At 35.8% G+C, this 22,402-nt stretch carries 23 protein-coding genes; all 23 read right to left on the bottom strand.

Going from position 1 to position 22,402, the window contains the following annotated elements; all coding sequences use genetic code 11:
- Positions 1-160: 160 nt before the first annotated feature.
- Positions 161-1,549 carry a glycine--tRNA ligase gene (locus ACZ42G_RS05620; protein WP_014758891.1) on the bottom strand — a complete coding sequence of 463 codons (1,389 nt, stop codon included), beginning with the start codon at positions 1,547-1,549 and terminating at the stop codon, positions 161-163.
- 130 nt (positions 1,550-1,679) lie between these two features.
- The gene (locus tag ACZ42G_RS05615; RefSeq protein ID WP_014758892.1) at positions 1,680-2,081 is read right to left on the bottom strand and encodes a DUF4342 domain-containing protein; all 402 of its coding nucleotides are present in this window, start codon (positions 2,079-2,081) and stop codon (positions 1,680-1,682) included.
- Between the two features lie 12 nt (positions 2,082-2,093).
- The gene (recO, locus tag ACZ42G_RS05610) at positions 2,094-2,840 is read right to left on the bottom strand and encodes a DNA repair protein RecO (protein WP_464851839.1); all 747 of its coding nucleotides are present in this window, start codon (positions 2,838-2,840) and stop codon (positions 2,094-2,096) included.
- Positions 2,841-2,861: 21 nt separating this feature from the next.
- Positions 2,862-3,515, bottom strand: a complete 654-nt coding sequence (gene deoC / locus ACZ42G_RS05605; RefSeq protein ID WP_464851837.1) for a deoxyribose-phosphate aldolase — start codon at positions 3,513-3,515, stop codon at positions 2,862-2,864.
- Between the two features lie 40 nt (positions 3,516-3,555).
- Complete coding sequence (gene era / locus ACZ42G_RS05600) at positions 3,556-4,455, bottom strand: GTPase Era (RefSeq protein WP_464851835.1); 900 nt, start codon at positions 4,453-4,455, stop codon at positions 3,556-3,558.
- Between the two features lie 18 nt (positions 4,456-4,473).
- On the bottom strand, positions 4,474-5,172 hold the full coding sequence (locus ACZ42G_RS05595; RefSeq protein WP_014758896.1) for a diacylglycerol kinase: 699 nt from the start codon (positions 5,170-5,172) through the stop codon (positions 4,474-4,476).
- 7 nt (positions 5,173-5,179) lie between these two features.
- Entirely contained in the window at positions 5,180-5,659 is a 480-nt protein-coding gene (gene ybeY, locus ACZ42G_RS05590) for an rRNA maturation RNase YbeY (RefSeq protein ID WP_014758897.1), read from the bottom strand.
- On the bottom strand, positions 5,656-7,716 hold the full coding sequence (locus ACZ42G_RS05585) for an HD family phosphohydrolase (RefSeq protein WP_464851833.1): 2,061 nt from the start codon (positions 7,714-7,716) through the stop codon (positions 5,656-5,658). Before ACZ42G_RS05585 ends, ybeY begins: the two co-directional genes overlap by 4 nt.
- A 5-nt stretch (positions 7,717-7,721) precedes the next feature.
- Positions 7,722-8,720 carry a PhoH family protein gene (locus ACZ42G_RS05580; protein WP_013788271.1) on the bottom strand — a complete coding sequence of 333 codons (999 nt, stop codon included), beginning with the start codon at positions 8,718-8,720 and terminating at the stop codon, positions 7,722-7,724.
- Complete coding sequence (gene yqfD, locus ACZ42G_RS05575; protein WP_464851831.1) at positions 8,701-9,906, bottom strand: sporulation protein YqfD; 1,206 nt, start codon at positions 9,904-9,906, stop codon at positions 8,701-8,703. The genes ACZ42G_RS05580 and yqfD overlap by 20 nt, the downstream gene beginning before the upstream one ends.
- A gap of 51 nt (positions 9,907-9,957) precedes the next feature.
- Positions 9,958-10,230: a sporulation protein YqfC gene (gene yqfC, locus ACZ42G_RS05570; protein WP_013788273.1), complete on the bottom strand. Its 273-nt coding sequence runs from the start codon at positions 10,228-10,230 to the stop codon at positions 9,958-9,960.
- 143 nt (positions 10,231-10,373) lie between these two features.
- Positions 10,374-10,817 (bottom strand): GatB/YqeY domain-containing protein, encoded by a 444-nt coding sequence (locus ACZ42G_RS05565; RefSeq protein ID WP_464851829.1) that lies wholly within the window; start codon positions 10,815-10,817, stop codon positions 10,374-10,376.
- Between the two features lie 12 nt (positions 10,818-10,829).
- On the bottom strand, positions 10,830-11,015 hold the full coding sequence (rpsU, locus tag ACZ42G_RS05560) for a 30S ribosomal protein S21 (RefSeq protein ID WP_013297679.1): 186 nt from the start codon (positions 11,013-11,015) through the stop codon (positions 10,830-10,832).
- A gap of 112 nt (positions 11,016-11,127) precedes the next feature.
- Positions 11,128-11,472, bottom strand: coding sequence for a histidine triad nucleotide-binding protein (locus tag ACZ42G_RS05555; protein WP_014758901.1), 345 nt, complete (start codon positions 11,470-11,472; stop codon positions 11,128-11,130).
- On the bottom strand, positions 11,465-12,841 hold the full coding sequence (gene mtaB, locus ACZ42G_RS05550) for a tRNA (N(6)-L-threonylcarbamoyladenosine(37)-C(2))-methylthiotransferase MtaB (RefSeq protein ID WP_464851827.1): 1,377 nt from the start codon (positions 12,839-12,841) through the stop codon (positions 11,465-11,467). Before mtaB ends, ACZ42G_RS05555 begins: the two co-directional genes overlap by 8 nt.
- 113 nt (positions 12,842-12,954) lie before the next feature.
- Positions 12,955-13,701 carry a 16S rRNA (uracil(1498)-N(3))-methyltransferase gene (locus tag ACZ42G_RS05545; protein ID WP_464851825.1) on the bottom strand — a complete coding sequence of 249 codons (747 nt, stop codon included), beginning with the start codon at positions 13,699-13,701 and terminating at the stop codon, positions 12,955-12,957.
- Entirely contained in the window at positions 13,698-14,624 is a 927-nt protein-coding gene (gene prmA / locus ACZ42G_RS05540; RefSeq protein ID WP_464851823.1) for a 50S ribosomal protein L11 methyltransferase, read from the bottom strand. Before prmA ends, ACZ42G_RS05545 begins: the two co-directional genes overlap by 4 nt.
- 16 nt (positions 14,625-14,640) lie before the next feature.
- Positions 14,641-15,783 carry a molecular chaperone DnaJ gene (dnaJ, locus tag ACZ42G_RS05535; protein WP_014758905.1) on the bottom strand — a complete coding sequence of 381 codons (1,143 nt, stop codon included), beginning with the start codon at positions 15,781-15,783 and terminating at the stop codon, positions 14,641-14,643.
- Between the two features lie 52 nt (positions 15,784-15,835).
- A complete protein-coding gene (dnaK, locus tag ACZ42G_RS05530) occupies positions 15,836-17,677 on the bottom strand; it encodes a molecular chaperone DnaK (protein WP_464851821.1) in 1,842 nt (613 codons plus the stop codon).
- A 25-nt stretch (positions 17,678-17,702) separates the two neighbouring features.
- On the bottom strand, positions 17,703-18,302 hold the full coding sequence (grpE, locus tag ACZ42G_RS05525) for a nucleotide exchange factor GrpE (protein ID WP_464852119.1): 600 nt from the start codon (positions 18,300-18,302) through the stop codon (positions 17,703-17,705).
- A gap of 26 nt (positions 18,303-18,328) precedes the next feature.
- Complete coding sequence (gene hrcA / locus ACZ42G_RS05520) at positions 18,329-19,363, bottom strand: heat-inducible transcriptional repressor HrcA (RefSeq protein WP_014758908.1); 1,035 nt, start codon at positions 19,361-19,363, stop codon at positions 18,329-18,331.
- A gap of 93 nt (positions 19,364-19,456) precedes the next feature.
- Positions 19,457-20,593 carry a radical SAM family heme chaperone HemW gene (gene hemW, locus ACZ42G_RS05515; RefSeq protein ID WP_464852117.1) on the bottom strand — a complete coding sequence of 379 codons (1,137 nt, stop codon included), beginning with the start codon at positions 20,591-20,593 and terminating at the stop codon, positions 19,457-19,459.
- The gene (gene lepA / locus ACZ42G_RS05510) at positions 20,580-22,397 is read right to left on the bottom strand and encodes a translation elongation factor 4 (RefSeq protein ID WP_014758910.1); all 1,818 of its coding nucleotides are present in this window, start codon (positions 22,395-22,397) and stop codon (positions 20,580-20,582) included. Before lepA ends, hemW begins: the two co-directional genes overlap by 14 nt.
- Positions 22,398-22,402 lie beyond the last annotated feature (5 nt).

Raw genomic sequence — 22,402 nt, 5'->3', positions numbered from 1 at the left:
GTCATGCGGGACAATTTTACTCCCATTATGACAACACATTTTAGATTAACGTTTTCTGACTATACATAACAACATTTTATCAATTAAGTCAATTACAATAATGTCCAATTAATATTATAGCATAAAATATAAAAAAAACCAGGCACTCGCCTGATTTTTTTTATATTTTTAATTTAGATTCCAAATACGGCTTTACTTCATTTATCTTAATCCTTATTTGCTGCATCGTATCTCTATCCCTTACCGTCACCGATTCATCATTTAATGAATCAAAGTCGTACGTTATGCAGTATGGTGTCCCTATTTCATCCTGTCTTCTATATCTCTTGCCAATGCTTCCTGTCTCATCGTAATCAACCACAAAATCTTTTCTTAGTTCATCATACAATTTATAAGCATTTTCGCCTAACTTTTTAGACAATGGAAGAACTGCTGCCTTTATCGGTGACAATGCAGGATGCAATTTTAAAACGACTCTTGTGTCATTTTCTTCCACTACTTCTTCATTGTAAGCATCTATCAAAAATGCCAAAGCCACTCTGTCAGCCCCTACAGATGGTTCAATGCAGTATGGTATGTACTTTTCATTTGTGACAGGGTCAAAATACGTTAAATCTGCTCCTGAATGTTCCATATGACGCCTAAGATCGAAATCAGTTCTGTCAGCTATACCCCACAACTCACCCCATCCAAATGGAAATTTGTATTCTATGTCTGTAGTAGCATTGCTGTAATGTGAAAGCTCTTCCTTGCTGTGATCTCTAAATCTCAAGTTTTCTTTTTTCAAGCCTAAATTCAAAAGCCAATTCATGCAGAACTCTTTCCAATAATTAAACCATTCTAAATCTTCACCAGGTTTGCAGAAAAACTCCAATTCCATCTGTTCAAATTCTCTCGTTCTAAAAGTAAAGTTTCCAGGCGTAATCTCATTTCTGAATGATTTGCCAATTTGTCCTATCCCAAACGGTATCTTTTTTCTTGATGTCCTAAGCACATTTTTAAAGTTGACAAATATTCCTTGTGCAGTTTCGGGCCTTAAGTATATTTCTGATTTAGAATCCTCAGTAACGCCTTGAAACGTCTTAAACATCAGATTGAATTTCCTGATATCCGTAAAATTATGAGCACCGCAAACTGGACAAGGCACGTTGTTTTCATCTATAAATTGTTTTAATCTTTCATTCGTCCAGCCGTCTACATTTTTTTCTTCTCCATGCTCTTTTAAATAATCTTCCACAAGCTTATCAGCGCGAAATCTAGATTTACACTCTTTACAGTCCATCAGAGGATCGCTAAACCCTCCAACATGTCCAGATGCTACCCATGTTTCAGGATTCATCAGTATCGCACAGTCTATACCTACGTTATACTGACTTTCCTGTATAAACTTCCTCCACCAAGCTTTTTTTACATTGTTTTTAAATTCAACACCAAGCGGACCGTAGTCCCATGTGTTTGCTAAACCTCCATAAATCTCAGATCCGGGAAATATAAAGCCGCGATTCTTTGCAAGAGATACTATCTTATCCATGGTTACATCAAAAGCCATCAACAAACACTCCTTTTTATGTATAAACAAAACCCTTTTTCCTCCTCGGTAAAAAGGGCTAAATTCAATTTATTTTAGAATATCAAATAGTTTTAAATATGTCAATATCGCTTAATGAAAGCATTGGGCTTCATTCTTTTTCTTCTTTTAATACAGTTATCTCTTTATTTGGTCTTTCTATCTCAACAGTACAGTTTGTAAAAAATGCCAATGCAGCGCCTATGACAGTAAGCTGTGGAACTATGATGGCTGATATGGCTCCGGCAGTGACAGGTACCTCAAGTATCACATTGTCGTCTTTTTTTATTCTTATCTTTGTAACATTACCTTTTTTAACAATTTCTTTTATCTTGTCGATTACTTCAGAACCTGCAACCGATATGCTCTCTGTCCAATTCTTTTTGTTTTCTTCAATGTATATAAGAGCATCCACCACATCACCATTGCACTTTTCTAATGCTTCCTTTGCTTCTTTGTAGCTTACACCTGTTCTGGCCACAATCTGATCGATCTTTTCAAGCTCATTATCCATTTACATCACCTCCTAAATATTTTTTAACTTGTCTAAAAAATATTTTGACTGAAAATTTTTGTCGAAATGAACACTCATGTAATCAGTAACTATTTTATCTAACTCAGCTAATTTATTCTTTTGTATCCTAAGTTTTGCAATATTGCCAAAATCATTGCTAAGCAAATACCTTAACATATTTAGTGTTTCTCTTTTTATGTAGAATATGTCGTCACTGCTTGCTTTACAATCTCTGCACAATACACCACCTTTTAATGGCGAAAAATACATAATGTTATCATTTCGGCCACACGATAAACAGTGGTGTACTTCAGGCATATATCCCATAAATGTAACAAACTTCAGACAAAAAGTGATTGAAAGCAAATCGCTATCGACAAAACCTCTTTCCAGCAAAAACATTGAATACTTTAATAGATTGTATATGTTTGTATTCTTCTCATTTTCTTCCATCAGTTTATAAACGATATCTGCAAAATACGATGCGTAAGAAAGCTTCAAAATGTCATCGTCTATTTTTAAGAAAGAATGGATTAACTCCCACTGATCGATATAATAGTAATTTTGCCCTTCAAATAAAACATAATATCCTATTGAAAAAGGATGTGAGGAACCCAAAAATCTGCTTTTTGAGTTCCTTGCACCTTTTGCTATTGCGTCTATCTTGCCATTTGACTTTGTAAAAAGTGTGACAACTTTGTCTGATTCGCCTATTAGCCTGCTTTTTAAGACAATGGACTCTGTTTTTATAAATTTCATGATTGTTTACCTTTGTTGGTTTTACCACCCTTTTACAATTTGAATGCCAGAGCTTGTACCAATTCTATTAGCACCTGCTTTTACGATTTCTTTAGCAAAATCTGCAGTTCTTACACCGCCTGATGCTTTAACGCCAAAATTTTCGCCAACAGTTTTCCTCATCAATTCAACATCGTGCACAGTTGCGCCACCACTGCCAAAACCAGTTGATGTTTTTACAAAATCTGCTCCTGCATCAACAGTAATCTCGCAGGCTTTTACTTTTTCATCATCAGTAAGATAACATGTCTCCAAGATGACTTTAACTACGATTTCTCCAAATGATTTAGCTGCCTTTGTCACCGCTTCTATATCCTTTTTCACATAATCGTAGTCACCAGATTTTAGTTTGCCTATGTTTAAGACCATGTCTATTTCATTTGCTCCATTTGATATGGCTTCTTTTGTTTCAAATATCTTAGTTTCAGTCGTATTAGCGCCAAGAGGAAAACCGATAACTGTACATACCTTTACATCACTGCCTTTTAAGGCATCAGCTACAAGTTTTACATGGCATGGGTTTACGCACACAGACGCAAAACCATATTCCTTAGCTTCATCAGCCAATTTTTTAATATCAGAATCCGTTGCATCCGGTTTTAATAAAGTATGATCTATCATCTTTGCAATTTCCACAATATCTCCACCTTTCATAACTATACTTTAACACTACCAATCAATTTTTGTCAATCACATAACCAAAATTCCTTAAAATGCTGACATTATCTCTCCAACCTTTTCTCACCTTTACCCACAGATCTAAATATATTTTTTGCCCAAATAAACTTTCCAACTCTATTCTGGCACTGCTTCCTATCCTTCTTAGCATTTGTCCGTTTTTCCCTATGATTATAGCCTTATGGGACTCTTTCTCGCAGTATATAAATGCTTCTATGTCCAATATGTCTTTGTCTTCTCTTGTTTTCATTGAGTCAACTTCCACGTATACGCCGTGTGGCACCTCATCCTCAAGGTAATTCAAGATTTTTTCCCTTATTATTTCGGATACGAGAAACTTCTCAGGCCTATCTGTTATATAATCGCTTGGAAAGTATTGCGGCCCTTCTGGCATATACGATACTATTGTGTGTTTTAAAAGATCTATGTTCATATTTTTTAAAGCAGATATCGGCAGTACATCCTTAAAATTATATAGCTGCTTAAACATCTGTATGGACATATCTACAGTTTCATGGGAAACTGCGTCTATCTTATTTATGACTAAAATTACTGGTGTATCAATATTTATAAGGTGATCGATTATATATTTATCACCCGGTCCTACTTCAACATCTGGCTCCACCATGTAGATTACTAAATCTACTTCTGCCAAAGTTTTTTTTACGGATTCAATCATGAATTCACTTAATTTGTGTTTTGGCTTGTGTATACCTGGTGTATCAATAAAAATCACTTGATAGTCTTCACCTGTCAAAATACCTTGGATAGTATTTCTGGTTGTTTGCGGTTTGTCTGAAGTTATAGCCACTTTTTCGTTTAACAACGCGTTTAATAGAGTAGATTTACCGACATTAGTTCTTCCAATCAATGCAGCAAAACCTGACTTAAATGCCATATCATCACCTCAAAAGTTTTATTTAAAAATTTGAAAGAACAATACTGTTATAAGTATTCCAATAATAGCGCCTACTACTACCTGAAAAGCAGAATGTATTTTGCCTTCAACTCTGCTTTGTGCCACTAAAAAAGCCATAATGAAACTTATGGTTGATAGCAGTATATTTTTAGATATAAATGTTGATGCTGTCGCAAGACAAAAAGCAATTGCACTGTGCCCACTTGGCAGTCCACCTCTTAGTGGTGTTCCTTTGCCAAAATAAGCTTTTAAGATTATAGTCAATATCATTACAACTATGAGCGCAATGAATGTAACATGGGCTGGAGAGCTTTTTATCTTTGTAAGCAAAATATTAACCCAAGGATTAAGTCTATGAAAAAATAATAAGTATGCCACAAATACAGCATTTAATGCAGATATCAACACAGCACCAGCAGCCACATCTTTAGCTATTTTAGCTAAAGCATGATATTCATCAGTTATTAAATCGACTATAGTTTCTATAGCCGTATTTATCATTTCAGCGATTAAGACAAGAGATATTGTGACTATTATAGCTATCATCTCAAGTTTGCTGAAATTGTAAAACAGACTTAAAACTAACACAAAAAGTGCCGCCACAAAGTGTATTTTCATGTTTTTTTCTGTTTTAAATGCGTATATGATTCCTTCTATGGCATAATTAAAACTATCTATCAATTTTTTTATCTTCAAAAATGTATCACCTTTCTATTTTTAGACGTCTCATAACTTCTTCTTCTTTTTCCCTCATTATCTTTTTTTCGTCTTCTGTTTCATGATCGTATCCCATTAAATGAAACATGCTGTGGGCTGTAAGGTATGCGACTTCCCTTATAAAAGAATGTCCGTATTCTTCAGCTTGCTGCTTCGCCTTCTCCAAAGAAATTACTATGTCGCCTATAGGTTGTACTTCATCTAAATCATCATCTTCTTCATCTATATCTGTGTAAATTTCTTCAAACTCCACCAGTGGAAAAGACAATACATCAGTTTCTCTATCGACATTTCTGTAATACTTATTTAACTTGTGGATCTCCTCATTGTCAACAAAAGATACGCTTACCTCCACATCATCGACAACGCCCTCAACTTCCAACGCTGTCCGCACCACATCTTCCACTATCTTATCCAATCCTTTTGCATCAACTTTATCCTGCCTATTATCAATTAAAATATTCATTGTAACACCTCTGCCTTATTATTTTCTATTTCAGGATACTCTATCCTGCGGTGAAATATTCCGTTTAAAGACGTCAAAAATGATTTTGACAAATCCTTTATGTCCTTTAAAGTCAAATTGCTTTCATTAAGCTGGCCATCTTTCAATCTGTCGTCGATTATTTTGTTGACCATAGTTTCAATCTCATCGTCTGTAGGATCGTGAAGGGACCTTACAGCAGCTTCAATGGAATCTGCCAACATTAAAATAGCAGATTCCTTAGTCTGAGGTTTTGGACCTGGATACCTAAACGAATCCTCTTCACATAAATCATCTGTCTTTAATGCTTTACTGTAAAAATATTTTACGAGAGATGTGCCATGGTGTTCTCGTATTAAATTTATTATATCTTCAGGTAACTTATATTTTTTAGCAAGCTCAACGCCGTCTTTAACGTGAGACGTAATAACCAGTGAACTTAAATCTGGCGATATTTTGTCATGCAAATTTTCATCCGTAAATTGATTTTCTTTGAAAAAATACGGTCTTTTTACTTTGCCTATATCATGGTAATATGCCCCAACTCGTGTCAATAGGCTGTTGGCACCAATTGCATCAGAACCTGCTTCAGCCAAATTAGCAACTATTATGCTGTGATGATATGTGCCAGGGGCATCCATCATCAGCTTCTTCAGCAAAGGATTATTTGGATTTGAAAGCTCCAGCAATTTTAAAGGCGTTATGATGTCAAAACCAGATTCCCAAAATGGAAGCAATCCAATGGCTAATATGACACTAAAAGCACCGCTAATTATTCCCCAAAGGCTATTTTCTAAAACAGATAAAATATTATTGCTATTAATAAGCCCCACTCCTAATATGGACAATGTATTGGCAGCACTTATATATATGCCAGCTTTGACAAAATCGATTCTCTGCCTTGAATTAGCCATCTTTATTGCTCCAATTGTCCCCCCAAATATGGACATTACAAAGAAAGCCTGATTAAAATTTAGCATCATGCCACTTATAATAGAAAAGAATGTATTAAGCGTTACGGCAATAAAAGGATCTAATATAGCCGAAACAGACAGGGCGATAAGCTCTGATGGAATAAGCAACGGATTTATGTTTTTCAATGCTATAACTATGAAATAATATATTATACCCAAAAGGTAAAGTATTTGGATATACGCGTACTTCTCCCTCACTTTTTTATTAAGCTTAATTATATAATATCCAGCAATAAATAAAGATACGCCCAATAAGACGATGATGCCAGACAGCATAGCAAAATCTACTCTACTGTTATTTTTAAGAAGTCCCAATGCTTTTAAGACTTGAATTTGATCGTTTGTCACTACTTCACCGCTTACGATGATATTCTGCCCTTTCTTATAGACGACAGGCTCTACCTTTGAAGCAGCTTCTTTTCTTGCCATCTCAGTCTCAGTTGCATTGTATATCATATTAGGAGATATGACAGAAGATAGTATTTTATATACTATCGGCTTTAGATCTTGGCTCAGATCTGAACTATCTACAACACTTTTTACGCTGCTTAATGCACCAGATAAAGCATCATCTGTAATCTGACGTGACATAGTAGCTTTCTCAGTTGAAATAGCTAAAGATTCCACAGCAATTATCGTATTGTCTTCAGCAGAAAGCAAAACTTTAAGAGATTGGTCGTCAAGTTTAATTGGCAATGTTTCTCTTAATGTGCTAAGTTTTTCGTCAATCTGTCCACTGGACTTTCTAACGCTCCTAAGTTTATTAAAAAAATCAGTAAGCTTAATGTAAGATTCTTGTGCAACATTTTCATCGTAATCGTATTTAGGATTTACACTGTTCACGGCTTCTTGAATCTTTTTTTGTGTTGCCAAATTGTCAACAATGTCCTTAGGTGCTTTAATATCTATCTGAGCAACGTCTCCAGCTTTTATATCGATTTTAGGCGGCGTTATGGCTGTGTAAAACAAAAATATCGATACAATGATGTATATAGTTGTAATATATATCAAATATGCCTTTTGACTTAAAAATATTTTTCTAATCGGCATGTCCTTTATATGCATCTAAATTAATCCTCCCAAGAAGAATTTTCTTCTTCCGCATCATCAGTTTTTTTAGACTTTTCAAATACTTCATAAGCTTTTACTATCTTAGCAACGAGGGGATGTCTTATAACATCCTGCTCTTTTAGTAAAACAAATTCTATGCCTTCTATACCATTTAAAATTTCAATGACATCTTTAAGTCCAGATCTTTTTCCTTTAGGCAAATCAACCTGTGTAACGTCGCCCGTTATAACCGCCTTAGAACCAAATCCAATCCTTGTTAAAAACATCTTCATTTGCTCTGGAGTAGTATTTTGAGCTTCATCAAGTATTATAAATGAATCGTCCAAAGTTCTGCCCCTCATATACGCCAACGGAGCAACTTCAATAAGCCCCTTTTCCATGTATTTCTGAAATGTTTCAGCTCCAAGAATGTCGTATAACGCATCGTACAGCGGTCTTAAATACGGATCAACCTTCTCTTGCAAATCGCCCGGCAAAAAGCCCAGCCGCTCTCCTGCTTCAACTGCAGGCCTCGTCAAAATAATTCTCCCAACTTCTTTATTTTTCAAAGATGTTACAGCCATTGCCATAGCAAGATACGTCTTTCCTGTACCTGCAGGTCCAATCCCAAAGACAATTTCATTACTTCTTATGGCATTTACATAGCGTTTCTGACCATAAGTTTTACATCTTATCTGCTTTCCTCTTGATGTAATGCATACAATGTCAGATAAGATGGATTTTAGCTTCTCTTCCTCTCCCATATTGACTAATCTCATGGCGTATAAGACGTTTTGAGCTGTTATAATCTCACCGCTATTGATTATATCTATAAGCTCACTAAACACCTTTTCTGCCCCATCCACATTGGCTTCTTCACCACTGATCTTAATCATATCATCTCTGACGACAATCTTTACATCCATTCCTTCTTCAATCAATTTTATATTTTCATCAAACTTGCCAAATAAATTTGCAGCTTGTTCAATATTATTGATATCAATTGTTACTTCTTTCAATTTTTACCTCCGTATTATAATTGATGTTCTCTTGCGTTCCAATATCCTCTATCACTTCCACTATGACGTCAGCCCGCAGCACGTTTGCGTTTATCATCGTCATCTTTTCCTGTCTATTGACTATTTTAGCATCTTTTCCAAAAGCGGGTGAGATATTTTTAAGAGCATTTTCCACAGCTAATTTTTCTGCTTCATCTCTTGTAAGCTTTACTTCAATCGGGACAGTCTCGTAATATGTCTCATTCACGATTCTTATTGGAGAAGCTGCGGAAGTTAAATTTCTCACTTCTCTATCATAATTCTTAAAATCGATTTTTCTTGATGAGAGAGTTAAAGTACTGCTGCCCATTGAAATTTTCGTCATCGTGATCTTTCTGCCAGTCCTCTTGTACTTTTGCTGCACTAAATTAACATCCGCGTAACCTTCATACCAGACCCTTGCCAGTATTGTGCCCATTGAATGCACAAACCGCGTGTTTGTGTTAGGCCTTTCTATTACCCCAGATACTAAGACGTCTCCCGTCTTTACTGTATCTCCAACCTTTTTTAAAGCATCGCCTTCTAATACTGTCATTTTATATATTATACCATCTTTTTTAGCTATTATATTACATGGCACATTTTCATCTATTACAGCAGGTGGCACAGTTTTCTTCACAACCTTAACTATTGCTTTTGTGCCTTTTATGTCAATTCCAATCCATGCTACATCTTTTTCATCCATCAAAAATTCTTGTTGAATCTTATGAATATCTATCGACGGCTTTAATACACCAGCTTTAAGCCCCAATTTGTCAAGTTCTGAAATTATAGAAGCTTCACTTATATTCTGTCCACCATCTATCTCAATAGACCATATAAACATCGAAAAAAGATATGCCAGCACCACACACGCTACTGCACCTAAAACCAACATTTTTCTCCTCTTTAAATAAAAGACAATAAACGGCAACCCTCTTTTTTCGACGATGTAAACCCTGCAATTCGTCATTTTCGTATATGGCAGGAGAAGCTTGAACCCTTTTAAGCTGATCTTTGCTACTATTGTGGTGTGGTTCGTCCTTTCTACATCCCATACATATATGTTTTTGGATATAACAATGTTTAAAAATCTCTCTATCGACAAGCCTTCTATTCTTATAATAGCATACCCGTATAAAAAATTCCACAATTTTATAGCCAGCAAGCAAATACCCCCTTTTGCCTTTTTGCAACTAATTACAAGGCAAAGAAAATTTTATACAATTATTTCTATATTTAATATTTTCCCGGTAATGACTAATATCTCTGTCATTACTGAATTTATAATCATATTTTTACCTGTTATTCTAATCATTCCTATCGTAGAATTAATCCTTATTCTTTCAGGAATATATTCTATTATACCTCTATGATTTTCTACGGTAATTTGCGTGTTGCCTATTACTGTTATCTTAGGGAGATTCAATAAAACATCTTTAGGAAAATCCACTAAATTTAGAATTCCCTCTTTTATGGTATTTGACTTCATGATAAAGCCTCCTCCCGTTAAATCTTATGAATCTTTGAGTAAAAACATTCTTTTAAGGAATTTTAAAATAAAAAAATGCATGGACCTATGTTCCATGCAATAAAAGTAAAAAACTTGATACATCTAAGTACCAAGTTTTTTTATCATTGTAAGTGCTGCGAAACTATCGTCCTAACTTTATTGCCATCAGCCTTGCCTTTTACAAGAGGCATCACCTTGCTCATAACCATCCCTATATCATTTTTGTTTGTAGCACCAGTCTCATCGATAATACCTCTTACGATTTCATCTATCTCATCATCAGTCAACTGCTGTGGCATATACTCCAGCATAATTTCTATTTCACGGTTCGCTTTATCTACCAAATCTTGCCTGCTACCTTTTTCGTATTCAGGCAAAACCTCTTTTCTTTGTTTTATCTCTCTGGAAATTACATTAATGACCCCTTCATCATCAAGGACTTTTCCTGTATCCTTCTCTACTTGCAATATTGAAGATCTAACCATGCTTAGAATATTTTTTCTGAATACATCTTTTGATTTCATAGCATCAACCATATCTTTGTACAATCGATCCTTAAGGGTCATAACCACACTTCCTTATTTTCCAAATTTGTACTTTCTTTTTCTTGCTGCTTCTGATTTCTTTTTGCGTTTTACGCTTGGGCTTTCATAATGTTCCCTTTTCCTTAATTCAGAAAGAACGCCACTTCTTGAGCATTGGCGCTTAAATCTTCTCAATGCATTATCAAGGGACTCATTTTCTCCAACTCGAACTTCTGACACTGTAATCTCCCTCCCTCCGGATAAACTGCCAAATGTAAGCTGCATTTATTGCTGCAAATATTATTGGGATATCTTAATATATTATAATCTAAAAACCAATTTGTGTCAATGTTTACCCTGGAGGCCATGTCATAAATCTTCCGCCTAAAAGATGAAAATGTATATGGTGAACAGTTTGTCCACCGTCGTCGCCACAATTGGATACTATCCTATATCCTTTGCTATCAATCCCATACTGCTTAGCCAGCTTTTTTGCAATTACATAGACATGTCCTACAAGCTCTTTGTTCTTGTCATCAATGTCCAGTGGAGAATCAATATGAGCTTTTGGGACTATAAGCAAGTGAACTGGCGCTTGTGGATTGATGTCAGGAAAGGCAACTACATAATCATCTTCGTAAATTATTTTTGATTCAATCTCCCTATTTATGATCTTGCAAAAAATGCAATCACTCAATCATCTCACCTCCTTCAACTATATTGCCAATAGCAAAATCTTTTCTTAAGTCTACTAACTTTACAGGTAGTATTTTATTCTTAATGTTTAAATCCGACTTTACTGCCACTCTTATATAGTTGTCAGTAAGTCCTTCTACATATCCCTGCAGTTCTTTAACTTTCTGTTCAAATAGCACATTTAGCGTGCTGCCTAAAAACCTTTTGTAAAATTCTGATTCGCATTCTTCTGAAAGCTTAATTAATATCTTACTTCTCTCTTCCTTAACAGAATTTTTAATTTGGTCGGGATAATTTGCCGCTTTTGTTCCCGCTCGCCTTGAATACTTAAAGACATGCATCTTACTGAATTGTATGTCTTTTACAAAATTAAAAGTTTCGTTAAACTCGCTCTCAGTTTCTCCAGGAAACCCTACCATTATATCAGTTGTTATTGCCACATCTTTGATGTACTTTCTAACTCTCTCTATAATCTTTTTGTATTCACTGGTGGTGTATTTTCTACCCATTCTTTTAAGTACACTGTCCGAACCACTTTGCAATGATATATGGTAGTGTCTGCAAAATTTCGGCAAAATAGAAACTTCTCTTACGAAATCTTCGGTTAAAAATGTAGGCTCAATTGAACTTAGGCGTATCCTTTCGATGCCCTCGATTTCGTGTATCATCTTTATTATATCAAGCAAATCCACATTTTCCAAGTCTTTGCCATATGATGCAACGTGTATGCCTGTCAACACTACTTCTTTATAGCCATTATCTTTAAGCCTTTTAACCTCATCCAATATGTCATTAGGCTTTCTGCTCCTTATAGGACCTCTGGCATACGGTATAATACAGTAAGTACAGTATTGATTGCACCCATCTTGTATCTTTAAATATGCCCGCGTATGACCTTCTTGAGCTGATATCTTAAGTTCCTCGAATTTTCTATCTTTAAATATATCTTCAACGGCATTTACCTTATTGGCATTCGCCGCTTTCTCTACTAATTTGACTATTTCTCCCTTGTTTTTAGTACCTAAAACAACATTTACTTCAGGTATATTCAAAACTTCATTTGAGGCCACTTGCGAATAACAGCCAACCACAGCAATCACAGAATCCGGATTGATTTTTTTAGCCTTTCTTATTTCCTGCCTTGATTTCATATCGCCTCGACCAGTCACAGTGCATGTGTTTATGACATACACATCGGCATATTCATCAAACCCTACAACATCATATCCTGAACTCTTGAAAATCTCAGCCATGGCTTCCGTCTCATATTGATTTACTTTACAACCTAATGTAAAAAATGACACAGTTTTTTTGCGACCATATACATCATAAAATTCGTCAGCGTCTAAAGCTATGTTTGCCTTTGCCACTTCGTAATATTCCTCCTATATCGTTTGTTATAAAGTTCAAAATTTATTATAACATTTAACGAAATATAAAAAAATAAGCCTCGAAACATTTAAGAGGCAAAAATAAAAACCGTCTATCCTAAATCTCCTAATTCGTACAAAATTATAGAACCAGCCACAATACCTGCTGTTTCTGTCCTTAAAATCCTTGGACCCAATGTGACAATCACAGCACCATTTTTAGTTGCCATGGTTACTTCACTGGATGAGAAGCCACCTTCAGGCCCGATAAAAATACAAATATTTTTTGCACCATTATTTTCCCTTAAAACATCTTTTAACCTTACATTGGTCTCTCTTTCGTAAGGCATCACGCATAAATCAAACTCATGGATGTAATTCAAAGCAATATTAAAACTTATCGGTTCCAGCACTTCCGGCACTATCAATCTTCCAGATTGCTTTGATGCTTCTTGAGAAATTTTATTCCACCTGTTTATTTTGTTGACTATGCTTTTTTCTTTAACCTTTATAACCGAAAACTCGGTTTCAACAGGTACAATCTTCTTTATTCCGATCTCTGTGCATTTTTGAACAATCAAATCCATTTTATCAGACTTTGGCAGTCCTTGAAATAAAGTCACATTTATAGAACTTTCTACGACTTGATGCAACTCACCAACTATCTTTAATAAGACAGAAGTGCTTTTGATAGAAAGAATAGAAGCATTGTACTGTTTCACTCCATTAGAAACCACCAAATCAGTTCCAATCTTTAACCTTAATACATCCTTTATATGATGAGCATCATCACCATGTATCCTGACTATGCCATCTTTTATATCCTCATCTTTTATAAAAAGTCTTCTCACAGCACTCACTTTTTCCTTGATAATATTGCAACCCATTCCCCATCTTCTTTGACATCAATAACGTCAAAATATTCGGAAATAGCATTTAAAACATCATCTTTACGATCTTTAATTATTCCACTTGATATAAACAAGCCGTTTTCTTTAAGTTTTTCATGTATATCAAAAGTAGCTTTTATTATTATATCAGCTATAATATTTGCAACTATTAAATCCGCTTCACCACTTAGCTCTTTTAGAAGATCACTTTTCAAAACCTCAACATTGTCCAGTTTGTTTAATTTTACATTTAAAGAAGCCACTTTTAATGCAACTTCGTCCACATCGACTGCAAAGACTTTTTTTGCACCTAACTTAGAGCTGACAATTGACAATATACCTGTACCGCACCCAACATCAAAGACGGTATCACCACTTTTAACATTATCTTCTAAAAATTCTATACACATTTTTGTTGTCTCATGGCTGCCTGTGCCAAAAGCCATACCTGGATCTAACTCAACAACTATTTCATTTTCTTCTGGGTTATAATCTTCCCACGATGGTTTTATGACGACACGTTTGCCAATCTTAAAAGTCTTGTAGTACTTTTTCCAACTGTTTGCCCAATCTTCATCATCGACTTCAGTCGTTTCAAACGTAAAATCTCCGATGTCCAAATTATATTCTTTAAGCCCTATTATTCTATCCTTGATTATGCTTAATTTGTCAATTGTACTGGGAGTAAGAGGGAAATAAGCAGATATTACAACTTTATCGCTATCTACAATCATATCAGGATCTACGTAGTCCCATTCATTGCTGTCATTTAACATCTTTAAATCATTTGGATCTTCTATGACAACACCGCCTGCACCAACTTCATGCATTATATTTGTTATAGCTTCCTCAGCTTCCACTGAAGTCGTAATTTTAACTTCAAGCCATTTCAATCATATCACCCTTTTTTTATGCTCCAAAAGCATCTTTTACTTTTTGAAAAAATGATTTACCGCCGCTATCATTGCTCAGCTTGTCAAACTCCCTCAATAGCTCTTTTTGCTTTTCCGTCAATTTCTTAGGAACATCGATATATACTTCCACAAATTCGTCACCACGTCCTCTTCCATTAATATGAGGTATTCCTTTGTTCCTAAGTCTAAACACCGTTCCGGTCTGAGTTCCAGGTGGAATATTGTATATAGCTTTGCCGTCAAGGGTAGGAACTTCTATCTCTGCACCAAGTGCAGCATCTACAAAGCTAATAGGCATTTTAAGCAATACATTGAATCCATCACGCTTGAATATCTTATGAGGTTTTATGCTTATTACAATAAAAAGATCTCCATTAGCTCCTCCTCTTTCTCCTGGTTCACCTTCACCTCTTAATGATACCATTTGTCCTTCATCAATTCCAGCAGGAATATTTACTTTTAATTTTCTCGCTCTTCTTATTTTCCCAGTTCCATGGCATTTTGAGCATGGATCTTTTACTATCCTGCCATCTCCATGGCATCTAGGACATGTTCTCACATTGACTATCCTGCCAAACGGCGTATTTTGCGTTATCCTGACCTCTCCTGTTCCATGACATTCAGGGCATACATCTACTTTCGTTCCTGGGTTTGCACCGGTACCATTGCACCTATCGCATTTTTCATATCTTTCAACTTCAATCTCTTTCTCGACACCAAATGCAGCTTCTTCAAAGGACAAAGTCAGATTAATCCTTATATCATTTCCTTTTTGAGGACCAGTTTTTCTTCTGGTGCTGCCTCCAAACATATCGCCAAATATATCGCCAAAAATGTCGCCAAAGCCGCCAAAATCAAATCCACCTTGACCAAAACCGCCAAAGCCACCAAAATCTCCTTGGTTGAAACCACCTTGATTAAATGCTGCATCGCCAAATTGATCATATTGAGCTTTTTTCTGAGGATCAGACAAAATCTGATATGCTTCATTTATCTCTTTAAACTTTTGTTCTGCTTCTTTATTGCCAGGATTTAAGTCGGGATGATACTTCTTTGCAAGAGTCCTATAAGCCTTCTTTATATCTTCATCACTGGCATTTTTATCAAGACCCAATATTGCATAATAATCTTTTGCCATACACATCACCTGCCTTTCTTAACATGAATGAGAACCAGGATTGCCCTGGTTCTTATTTATTGTCTTTGTTGTCATCTTCCATCCTATAGTCTGCTTCATATACATTATCTTTATTAGATGTTCCATCGCTGCCGCTATAGCCATTTGCCTGACCCGCACCGCCTGCTTGCTGATATATGCGTGAAGATACATTGTAAAATGCTTGTGACAATTTTTCTGAAGCACTTTTTATAGCGTTAATGTCGCTGCCTTCAAGAGCTTTTCTTACATTTTCTATCTCTTTATTTATATCATCTTTTTCTTGTTGTGTCATCTTGTCTGCTAAATCTTTCATAGTCTTTTCAGCTTGATATATCAATGAATCTGCGTTGTTTCTTACTTCTATCTCTTCTTTTCTCCTTCTGTCTTCTTCTTCGTGCTGTTTCGCTTCATTCATCATTCTGTTTATCTCTTCTTCGCTTAAATTAGAAGAAGAAGTGATTGTTATATTCTGAGATTTTCCTGTACCTAAATCTTTTGCAGAAACATGGACAATGCCATTAGCATCAATGTCAAATGTAACCTCTATCTGAGGCACTCCTCTTGGAGCAGGTGGAATTCCAGTTAGGGTAAATCTTCCAAGTGTCTTATTGTCACGAGCCATTGGTCTTTCACCTTGCAGAACGTGTATCTCAACAGATGTCTGCCCATCCGCAGCAGTGGAGAATATTTGGCTCTTCTTTGTAGGAATAGTAGTATTCCTTTCTATTAATTTTGTAAACACACCACCAAGTGTTTCAATGCCAAGAGAAAGCGGTGTAACATCCAATAGTAAGACGTCTTTAACTTCGCCTCCTAATACACCACCTTGAATTGCAGCTCCAATTGCAACACATTCATCTGGGTTTATGCCTTTGTGCGGTTCTTTGCCCATTATCCTTTTTACTGTCTCTTGAACGAATGGTATTCTCGTCGAACCGCCGACTAATATCACTTTATCAATATCTGCAGGACTAAGTTTTGCATCGCTTAATGCACGATTTACTGGTTCAACAGTAGACTGCACTAAATCATTGATAAGCTCCTCAAATTTTGCTCTTGTAAGATTTACATCTATGTGCTTAGGACCTGTAGCATCAGCAGTTATAAAAGGCAAGTTTATGTTAGCTGTCATAGCAGAAGAAAGTTCTATCTTCGCCTTTTCTGCTGCATCTTTAAGCCTCTGCATTGCCATCTTGTCGTTTCTCAGATCAATTCCATACTCTTTTTTGAAGTTGTCTGCCAGCCAATCCATAATCCTCTGGTCAAAATCATCACCACCTAAGTGGTTATTACCACTTGTAGCCAATACTTCAAATACTCCATCGCCTATCTCAAGTATAGATACATCGAATGTACCACCGCCTAAATCGTACACCATTATCTTCTGATTGCCTTGCTTATCAAGCCCATAGGCCAATGAAGCCGCAGTAGGCTCGTTTATAATCCTCTTTACATCAAGTCCTGCTATCCTACCTGCATCTTTGGTTGCCTGTCTTTGGCTATCATTGAAATACGCAGGAACTGTTATTACAGCCTCTGTAACCTTCTCTCCTAAGTACGCTTCAGCATCAGCTTTTAACTTCTGCAGTATCATTGCTGAAATCTCTTGCGGTGTATAACTTTTTCCATCAATAGTTACTTTGTAGTCAGAACCCATATGTCTTTTTATAGACATAACTGTCCTTTCAGGGTTTGTAATAGCCTGTCTTTTTGCGACTTGGCCTACTAATCTTTCACCTTCTTTTGTAAACGCCACAACAGATGGAGTTGTCCTGGCCCCCTCTGAGTTTGGTATGACTACCGGCTGTCCTCCTTCCATAACAGCTACGCACGAAAAAGTTGTGCCAAGATCAATTCCTATAATTTTTCCCATAATCTACTCCTCCTATTCCTATACTTTATTTTGCTACTTTGACCATACTCGGTCTTATTACTTTATTATTAAACATATATCCCTTTTGAAAAACTTCAATTATCTCATTTTCCTTCTTATCTTCTACCTCTTCCTGCATAACAGCATGATGCTTATATGGATCAAATATTTGGCCTAAAGCCTCTATCTCTTTAACCCCTATCTTTTCTAAAATACCTTTAAATTGCCTGTATATTAAATTGACACCTTCTTTAAAGGAAGCTATTTCCTCATTATCACCGTGAGATGCTTCAAGAGCTCTCTCAAAATTATCTATAACTGGCAGTATGTCTAAGATTACCTGTTCTTTACCATATTCAACCAGATCTGCTTTTTCCTTTTCTGTCCTTTTCCTGTAATTCTCAAATTCTGCTTTCAACCTCTGGGCCATTTCTAAGTATTCATTTGCTTCGTCTTCTTTCTGCCTAAGCTTATTTTTCAATTCTTCAATTTCTCCTTCGTAATTTTTTTCTTCACCCTGATCAGAATTTTCTGTACCTATGCTGCCTTCACTGTCATCTTGAGGTCGGTTAGCATCAGATACATTGTCTTTTAAATCTTCGTCTAAATTGTTTTTGCTTTCCATTGTATCTTTTTCTCTATCCAATTGATTCACCTCTTATTTTCTTGGTATATATATGACAAAACTTTTGACAATTCATTTGACATCGTGTTTATTTCATTTATAAGCCTCTTGTAATTCATCCTTGTAGGCCCAATAATGCCAAAAGTCCCAACAACCTCACCATTTATCTTATACGTAGATTTGATTATGCTTAAATCCCACATCTCTTCAAACTTGCTTTCACTTCCAATAGTAACATCGATGGAATCGTCTAAAGGCTCTAATACTGAATTCATAATGTCTTTATTGTCAATCAGATCAAAAAACATTTTAGCTTTTAAGAGATCCTTGTACTCAGGGAAGTTGAGAATATTTGAAATGCCCTCCGAATACAAGTCTGTTTCATCCATCTGCTTTAAACCATTTATAATCGTATCTGTAATCTTGTCTATGATTCCGATAGCACTGCCAGACTCTTTTTTTATCTCATCTCTCAATGTCTGGTCCATTTCTCTTTTTCTTTTCCCTATCATTTTATTGTTGATCAGGTTGTTTAAAAACTCAAACAAATTATTATCAATATTATCCTTTAAGCTTATTAAATAGTTTTTCATGATGCCTGATTCTGTCATTACAAGAAGTATCAATTTATTTGCATCAACAGGCAATATCTGTATTCTCTTAATCGTGTTTTCATCAATTCGAGGCATCTTAACCACTATAGTGTGATTAGTAATGGTAGATAATAACCTGGCATATTTCTTCACTATATCGTCTATCTCAGCAAAAACCTCATCAATTGCCTCTACTTCATCGTCACGACTTTCATTCAAATAGTGCTCTAATATATTATTAACATAAAATCTGTATCCTTTATCAGATGGTATTCTACCTGCAGATGTATGAGGCTGTTCAAGATACCCCATCTCCTCAAGGTCAGCCATTTCATTTCTAATTGTGGCCGAGCTTACACCAAGATTATATCGCTTTGCAATTGTCCGAGATCCAATTGGTTCTGCCGTCAAAATATAGTCATTAATCACAGCTTCTAAAATCTTCTTTTTCCTATCATCTAACGGCATATTCACCACCCCAAATTCTATTATTAGCACTCTTAGCTTGAGAGTGCTAATCACGATTTAAAAATACCACTATTGTGGATATTTGTCAATACTTTAAAATAAAAAATCCTCAAACACATTATTGGACACATCTACGCCTTTGGGCGTCAATTTAAGATTTTCACCTTCTTTTCTTAAAAGCCCCAACTCTATATTTTTATAAATGGCATTTTTAAATACAAAGAACATGCTTTCGCCAAATCTCTCTTTAAAGTCTTTGTCATTTACTCCATCCATCATTCTAAGACCTAAAAACATAAACTCAGACATTTGATCCTCTAAAGACAATTCATCAACATCGTCAACAGCATGTCCATCATTATTAATCATGCCTATGTACTTTTTAACATCTTTTATATTGCCAAATCGCTTATTTCCTACAAACGAATATGCACCTGGTCCAAAGCCTAAATAGTGTAAATCCATCCAATACAGCTTGTTATGTCGGCATTCATACCCAGGCAATGCGTAATTTGATATTTCATAATGTCTGTATCCACTATTCTCTAAAAGCTCTGCACCATAGTGAAACATCATCAATTCATATTCATCATCAGCAAGCTTAACTTCATTTCTTTCATACATATCGTAAAGAGGTGTTCCTTTTTCTAATATAAGTCCATAACAAGAAATGTGTGATGGCTTTAATGCGATTACGTTTGTCAATGTTTCTTTAAAATTCTCAAAAGTCTGATTTGGCAGTGCATACATTATATCTATGTTTATGTTGTCAAAATATTTAGATGCTATACTATAATTTTCAATAAAATCGCTCACTGTATGTATTCTGCCGATAGCTTTTAATAAATCGTTTTGCCAGGACTGCAAACCTATGCTTATTCTATTTACACCTGCTTTTTTATATGACTTAAGCTTTTCTTCATCTATTAAGCCAGGATTCAATTCGATCGTGATCTCCGCATCTTTGCTTAAACTGTAGTTTTCGCAGATTTCACCCAATATTTCTTCGATGTATATAGGAGGCAAGACATTTGGCGTACCTCCTCCTATATACACAGAAGTGTATATATCTTTAAGCTCCTCTTTTCTCGTTTTAATTTCCTTTATAATTGCCTTTTTAAACGAAAAAAAGCTATCTTCCATATTTGCATAGGAATTAAAATCGCAATAATAGCATTTTCTCTTGCAAAAAGGAATATGAACGTATATACCAGATCTAATCATTGTCATCATCAAGCTTTAAGATTGACATGAAGGCCTCTTGTGGAATTTCCACTTTCCCTATTTGTCTCATTCTCTTTTTGCCTTCTTTTTGCTTTTCTAATAATTTTTTCTTTCGCGTAACATCTCCGCCATAGCACTTTGCCAAAACATTTTTCCTCAATGCTTTGACAGTCTCCCTTGCTATTATCTTTGAACCTATAGCAGCTTGGATAGGAATTTCAAAAAGATGGCGAGGTATATTTTCTTTTAACCTTTCTGTCATCTTTCTGGCTCTTTCATAAGCCTTATCTTTATGGACTATCATAGACAAAGCGTCCACTATCTCGCCATTTATAAGTATATCCAATTTCACAAGATCTGATGTCTTGTAGCCTTTTAACTCATAATCTAATGAAGCATATCCTTTTGTTCGCGATTTTAAAGCGTCAAAAAAGTCATATATTATTTCATTCAATGGAATATCATACTTAATAAGCACTCTGGTAGGCTCAAGGTAATCCATCCCTTGATAAACGCCCCTTCTGTCTTGACAAAGCTCCATGATAGGTCCAACGTACTCTGTAGGAGACATTATTGTGGCAGTTATTATAGGTTCTTCTATATGATCGATCAACGTCGGCTCCGGTAAATTTGTCGGATTATCAAGTTCGATTACTTCTCCGTTTGTCTTGTAGACTTTATAGATAACGCCCGGTGCCGTAGTCACCAGATTCAGATTATATTCCCTCTCAAGCCTCTCCTGTATTATGTCCATATGTAAAAGGCCTAAAAAGCCACATCTAAAGCCAAACCCAAGAGCTGCAGATGTATCCGGCTCAAACGTCAATGACGCATCGTTTAATTGCAGTTTCATAAGAGCATCTTTTAGATTTTCATAATCTTCGCCTTCCGCTGGATATATGCCGCAGAAAACCATGGGAGTCACTTTTTTATACCCTGGCAAAGGTTCAGATGCTGGAAATTCTGCATTTGTTATGGTATCTCCCACACGAGTATCGCTGACATTTTTTATGCTGGCAGCAACATATCCAACATCACCGGCTGTGAGAAAATCTACTGGACTTAGATTAGGCCTAAATATACCTACTTCCGTCACTTCAAATTCTTTCCCGGTCGACATCATCTTTATCTTATCGCCTTGCTTTAATGTGCCGTCAAAAACCCTTATGAAACTTATAGCACCTTTATAGTTATCGTAAAACGAATCAAATATCAATGCTTTAAGCGGTTTTTCTTGGTCACCTGATGGTGGCGGTATTCTCTTTACTATTGCTTCCAAAACATCTTCAATGCCTATGCCTTCTTTCGCAGATATGAGCAAAGAATCTTCAGCATCGATGCCTATAACGTCCTCGATCTCCTTTTTTACAAAATCAGGATCCGCAGATGGAAGATCTATCTTGTTTATGACAGGCACAATCTCAAGATCGTGCTCTAATGCCAGATACAAGTTTGCCAGCGTTTGAGCTTCTATTCCTTGCGTTGCATCAACAACCAGCAAAGCACCTTCACATGCCGCAATACTCCTCGAAACTTCATACGTAAAGTCAACATGTCCAGGAGTATCTATAAGATTCAATTCATACTCTTCTCCATCGTTTGCTTTGTATATGAGGCGAACTGGCTGAAGCTTTATGGTTATGCCTCTTTCCCTCTCCAAGTCCATGCTGTCTAAAACTTGCTCTTCCATTTCCCTTTCCGTCAATACTCCAGTCTTCTCAATCAATCTATCTGCCAGAGTAGATTTACCATGGTCTATATGGGCTATAATGCAAAAATTCCTCTTGTTTTCCTTTCTAACTTTAGACATTTCAA

Source organism: Thermoanaerobacterium calidifontis, assembly GCF_055381745.1.
Note: the sequence above shows the minus strand (reverse complement) of the source record. Positions and strands in the feature narration are given on the sequence as shown.

Excerpts from the sequence above, each read along its gene's own strand:
- ACZ42G_RS05615 (WP_014758892.1), bottom strand. The coding sequence starts at position 2,081 with ATGGATAATGAGCTTGAAAAGATCGATCAGATTGTGGCCAGAACAGGT.
- era (WP_464851835.1), bottom strand. The coding sequence starts at position 4,455 with ATGGCATTTAAGTCAGGTTTTGCTGCATTGATTGGAAGAACTAATGTC.
- dnaK (WP_464851821.1), bottom strand. The coding sequence starts at position 17,677 with ATGGGAAAAATTATAGGAATTGATCTTGGCACAACTTTTTCGTGCGTA.
- ybeY (WP_014758897.1), bottom strand. The coding sequence starts at position 5,659 with ATGAATATTTTAATTGATAATAGGCAGGATAAAGTTGATGCAAAAGGA.
- dnaJ (WP_014758905.1), bottom strand. The coding sequence starts at position 15,783 with ATGGCAAAAGATTATTATGCAATATTGGGTCTTGATAAAAATGCCAGT.
- recO (WP_464851839.1), bottom strand. The coding sequence starts at position 2,840 with ATGAAATTTATAAAAACAGAGTCCATTGTCTTAAAAAGCAGGCTAATA.
- yqfC (WP_013788273.1), bottom strand. The coding sequence starts at position 10,230 with ATGAAGTCAAATACCATAAAAGAGGGAATTCTAAATTTAGTGGATTTT.
- grpE (WP_464852119.1), bottom strand. The coding sequence starts at position 18,302 with ATGGAAAGCAAAAACAATTTAGACGAAGATTTAAAAGACAATGTATCT.
- hrcA (WP_014758908.1), bottom strand. The coding sequence starts at position 19,363 with ATGCCGTTAGATGATAGGAAAAAGAAGATTTTAGAAGCTGTGATTAAT.
- hemW (WP_464852117.1), bottom strand. The coding sequence starts at position 20,593 with ATGACAATGATTAGATCTGGTATATACGTTCATATTCCTTTTTGCAAG.
- ACZ42G_RS05620 (WP_014758891.1), bottom strand. The coding sequence starts at position 1,549 with ATGGCTTTTGATGTAACCATGGATAAGATAGTATCTCTTGCAAAGAAT.
- ACZ42G_RS05565 (WP_464851829.1), bottom strand. The coding sequence starts at position 10,817 with ATGACCCTTAAGGATCGATTGTACAAAGATATGGTTGATGCTATGAAA.
- lepA (WP_014758910.1), bottom strand. The coding sequence starts at position 22,397 with ATGTCTAAAGTTAGAAAGGAAAACAAGAGGAATTTTTGCATTATAGCC.
- ACZ42G_RS05585 (WP_464851833.1), bottom strand. The coding sequence starts at position 7,716 with ATGCATATAAAGGACATGCCGATTAGAAAAATATTTTTAAGTCAAAAG.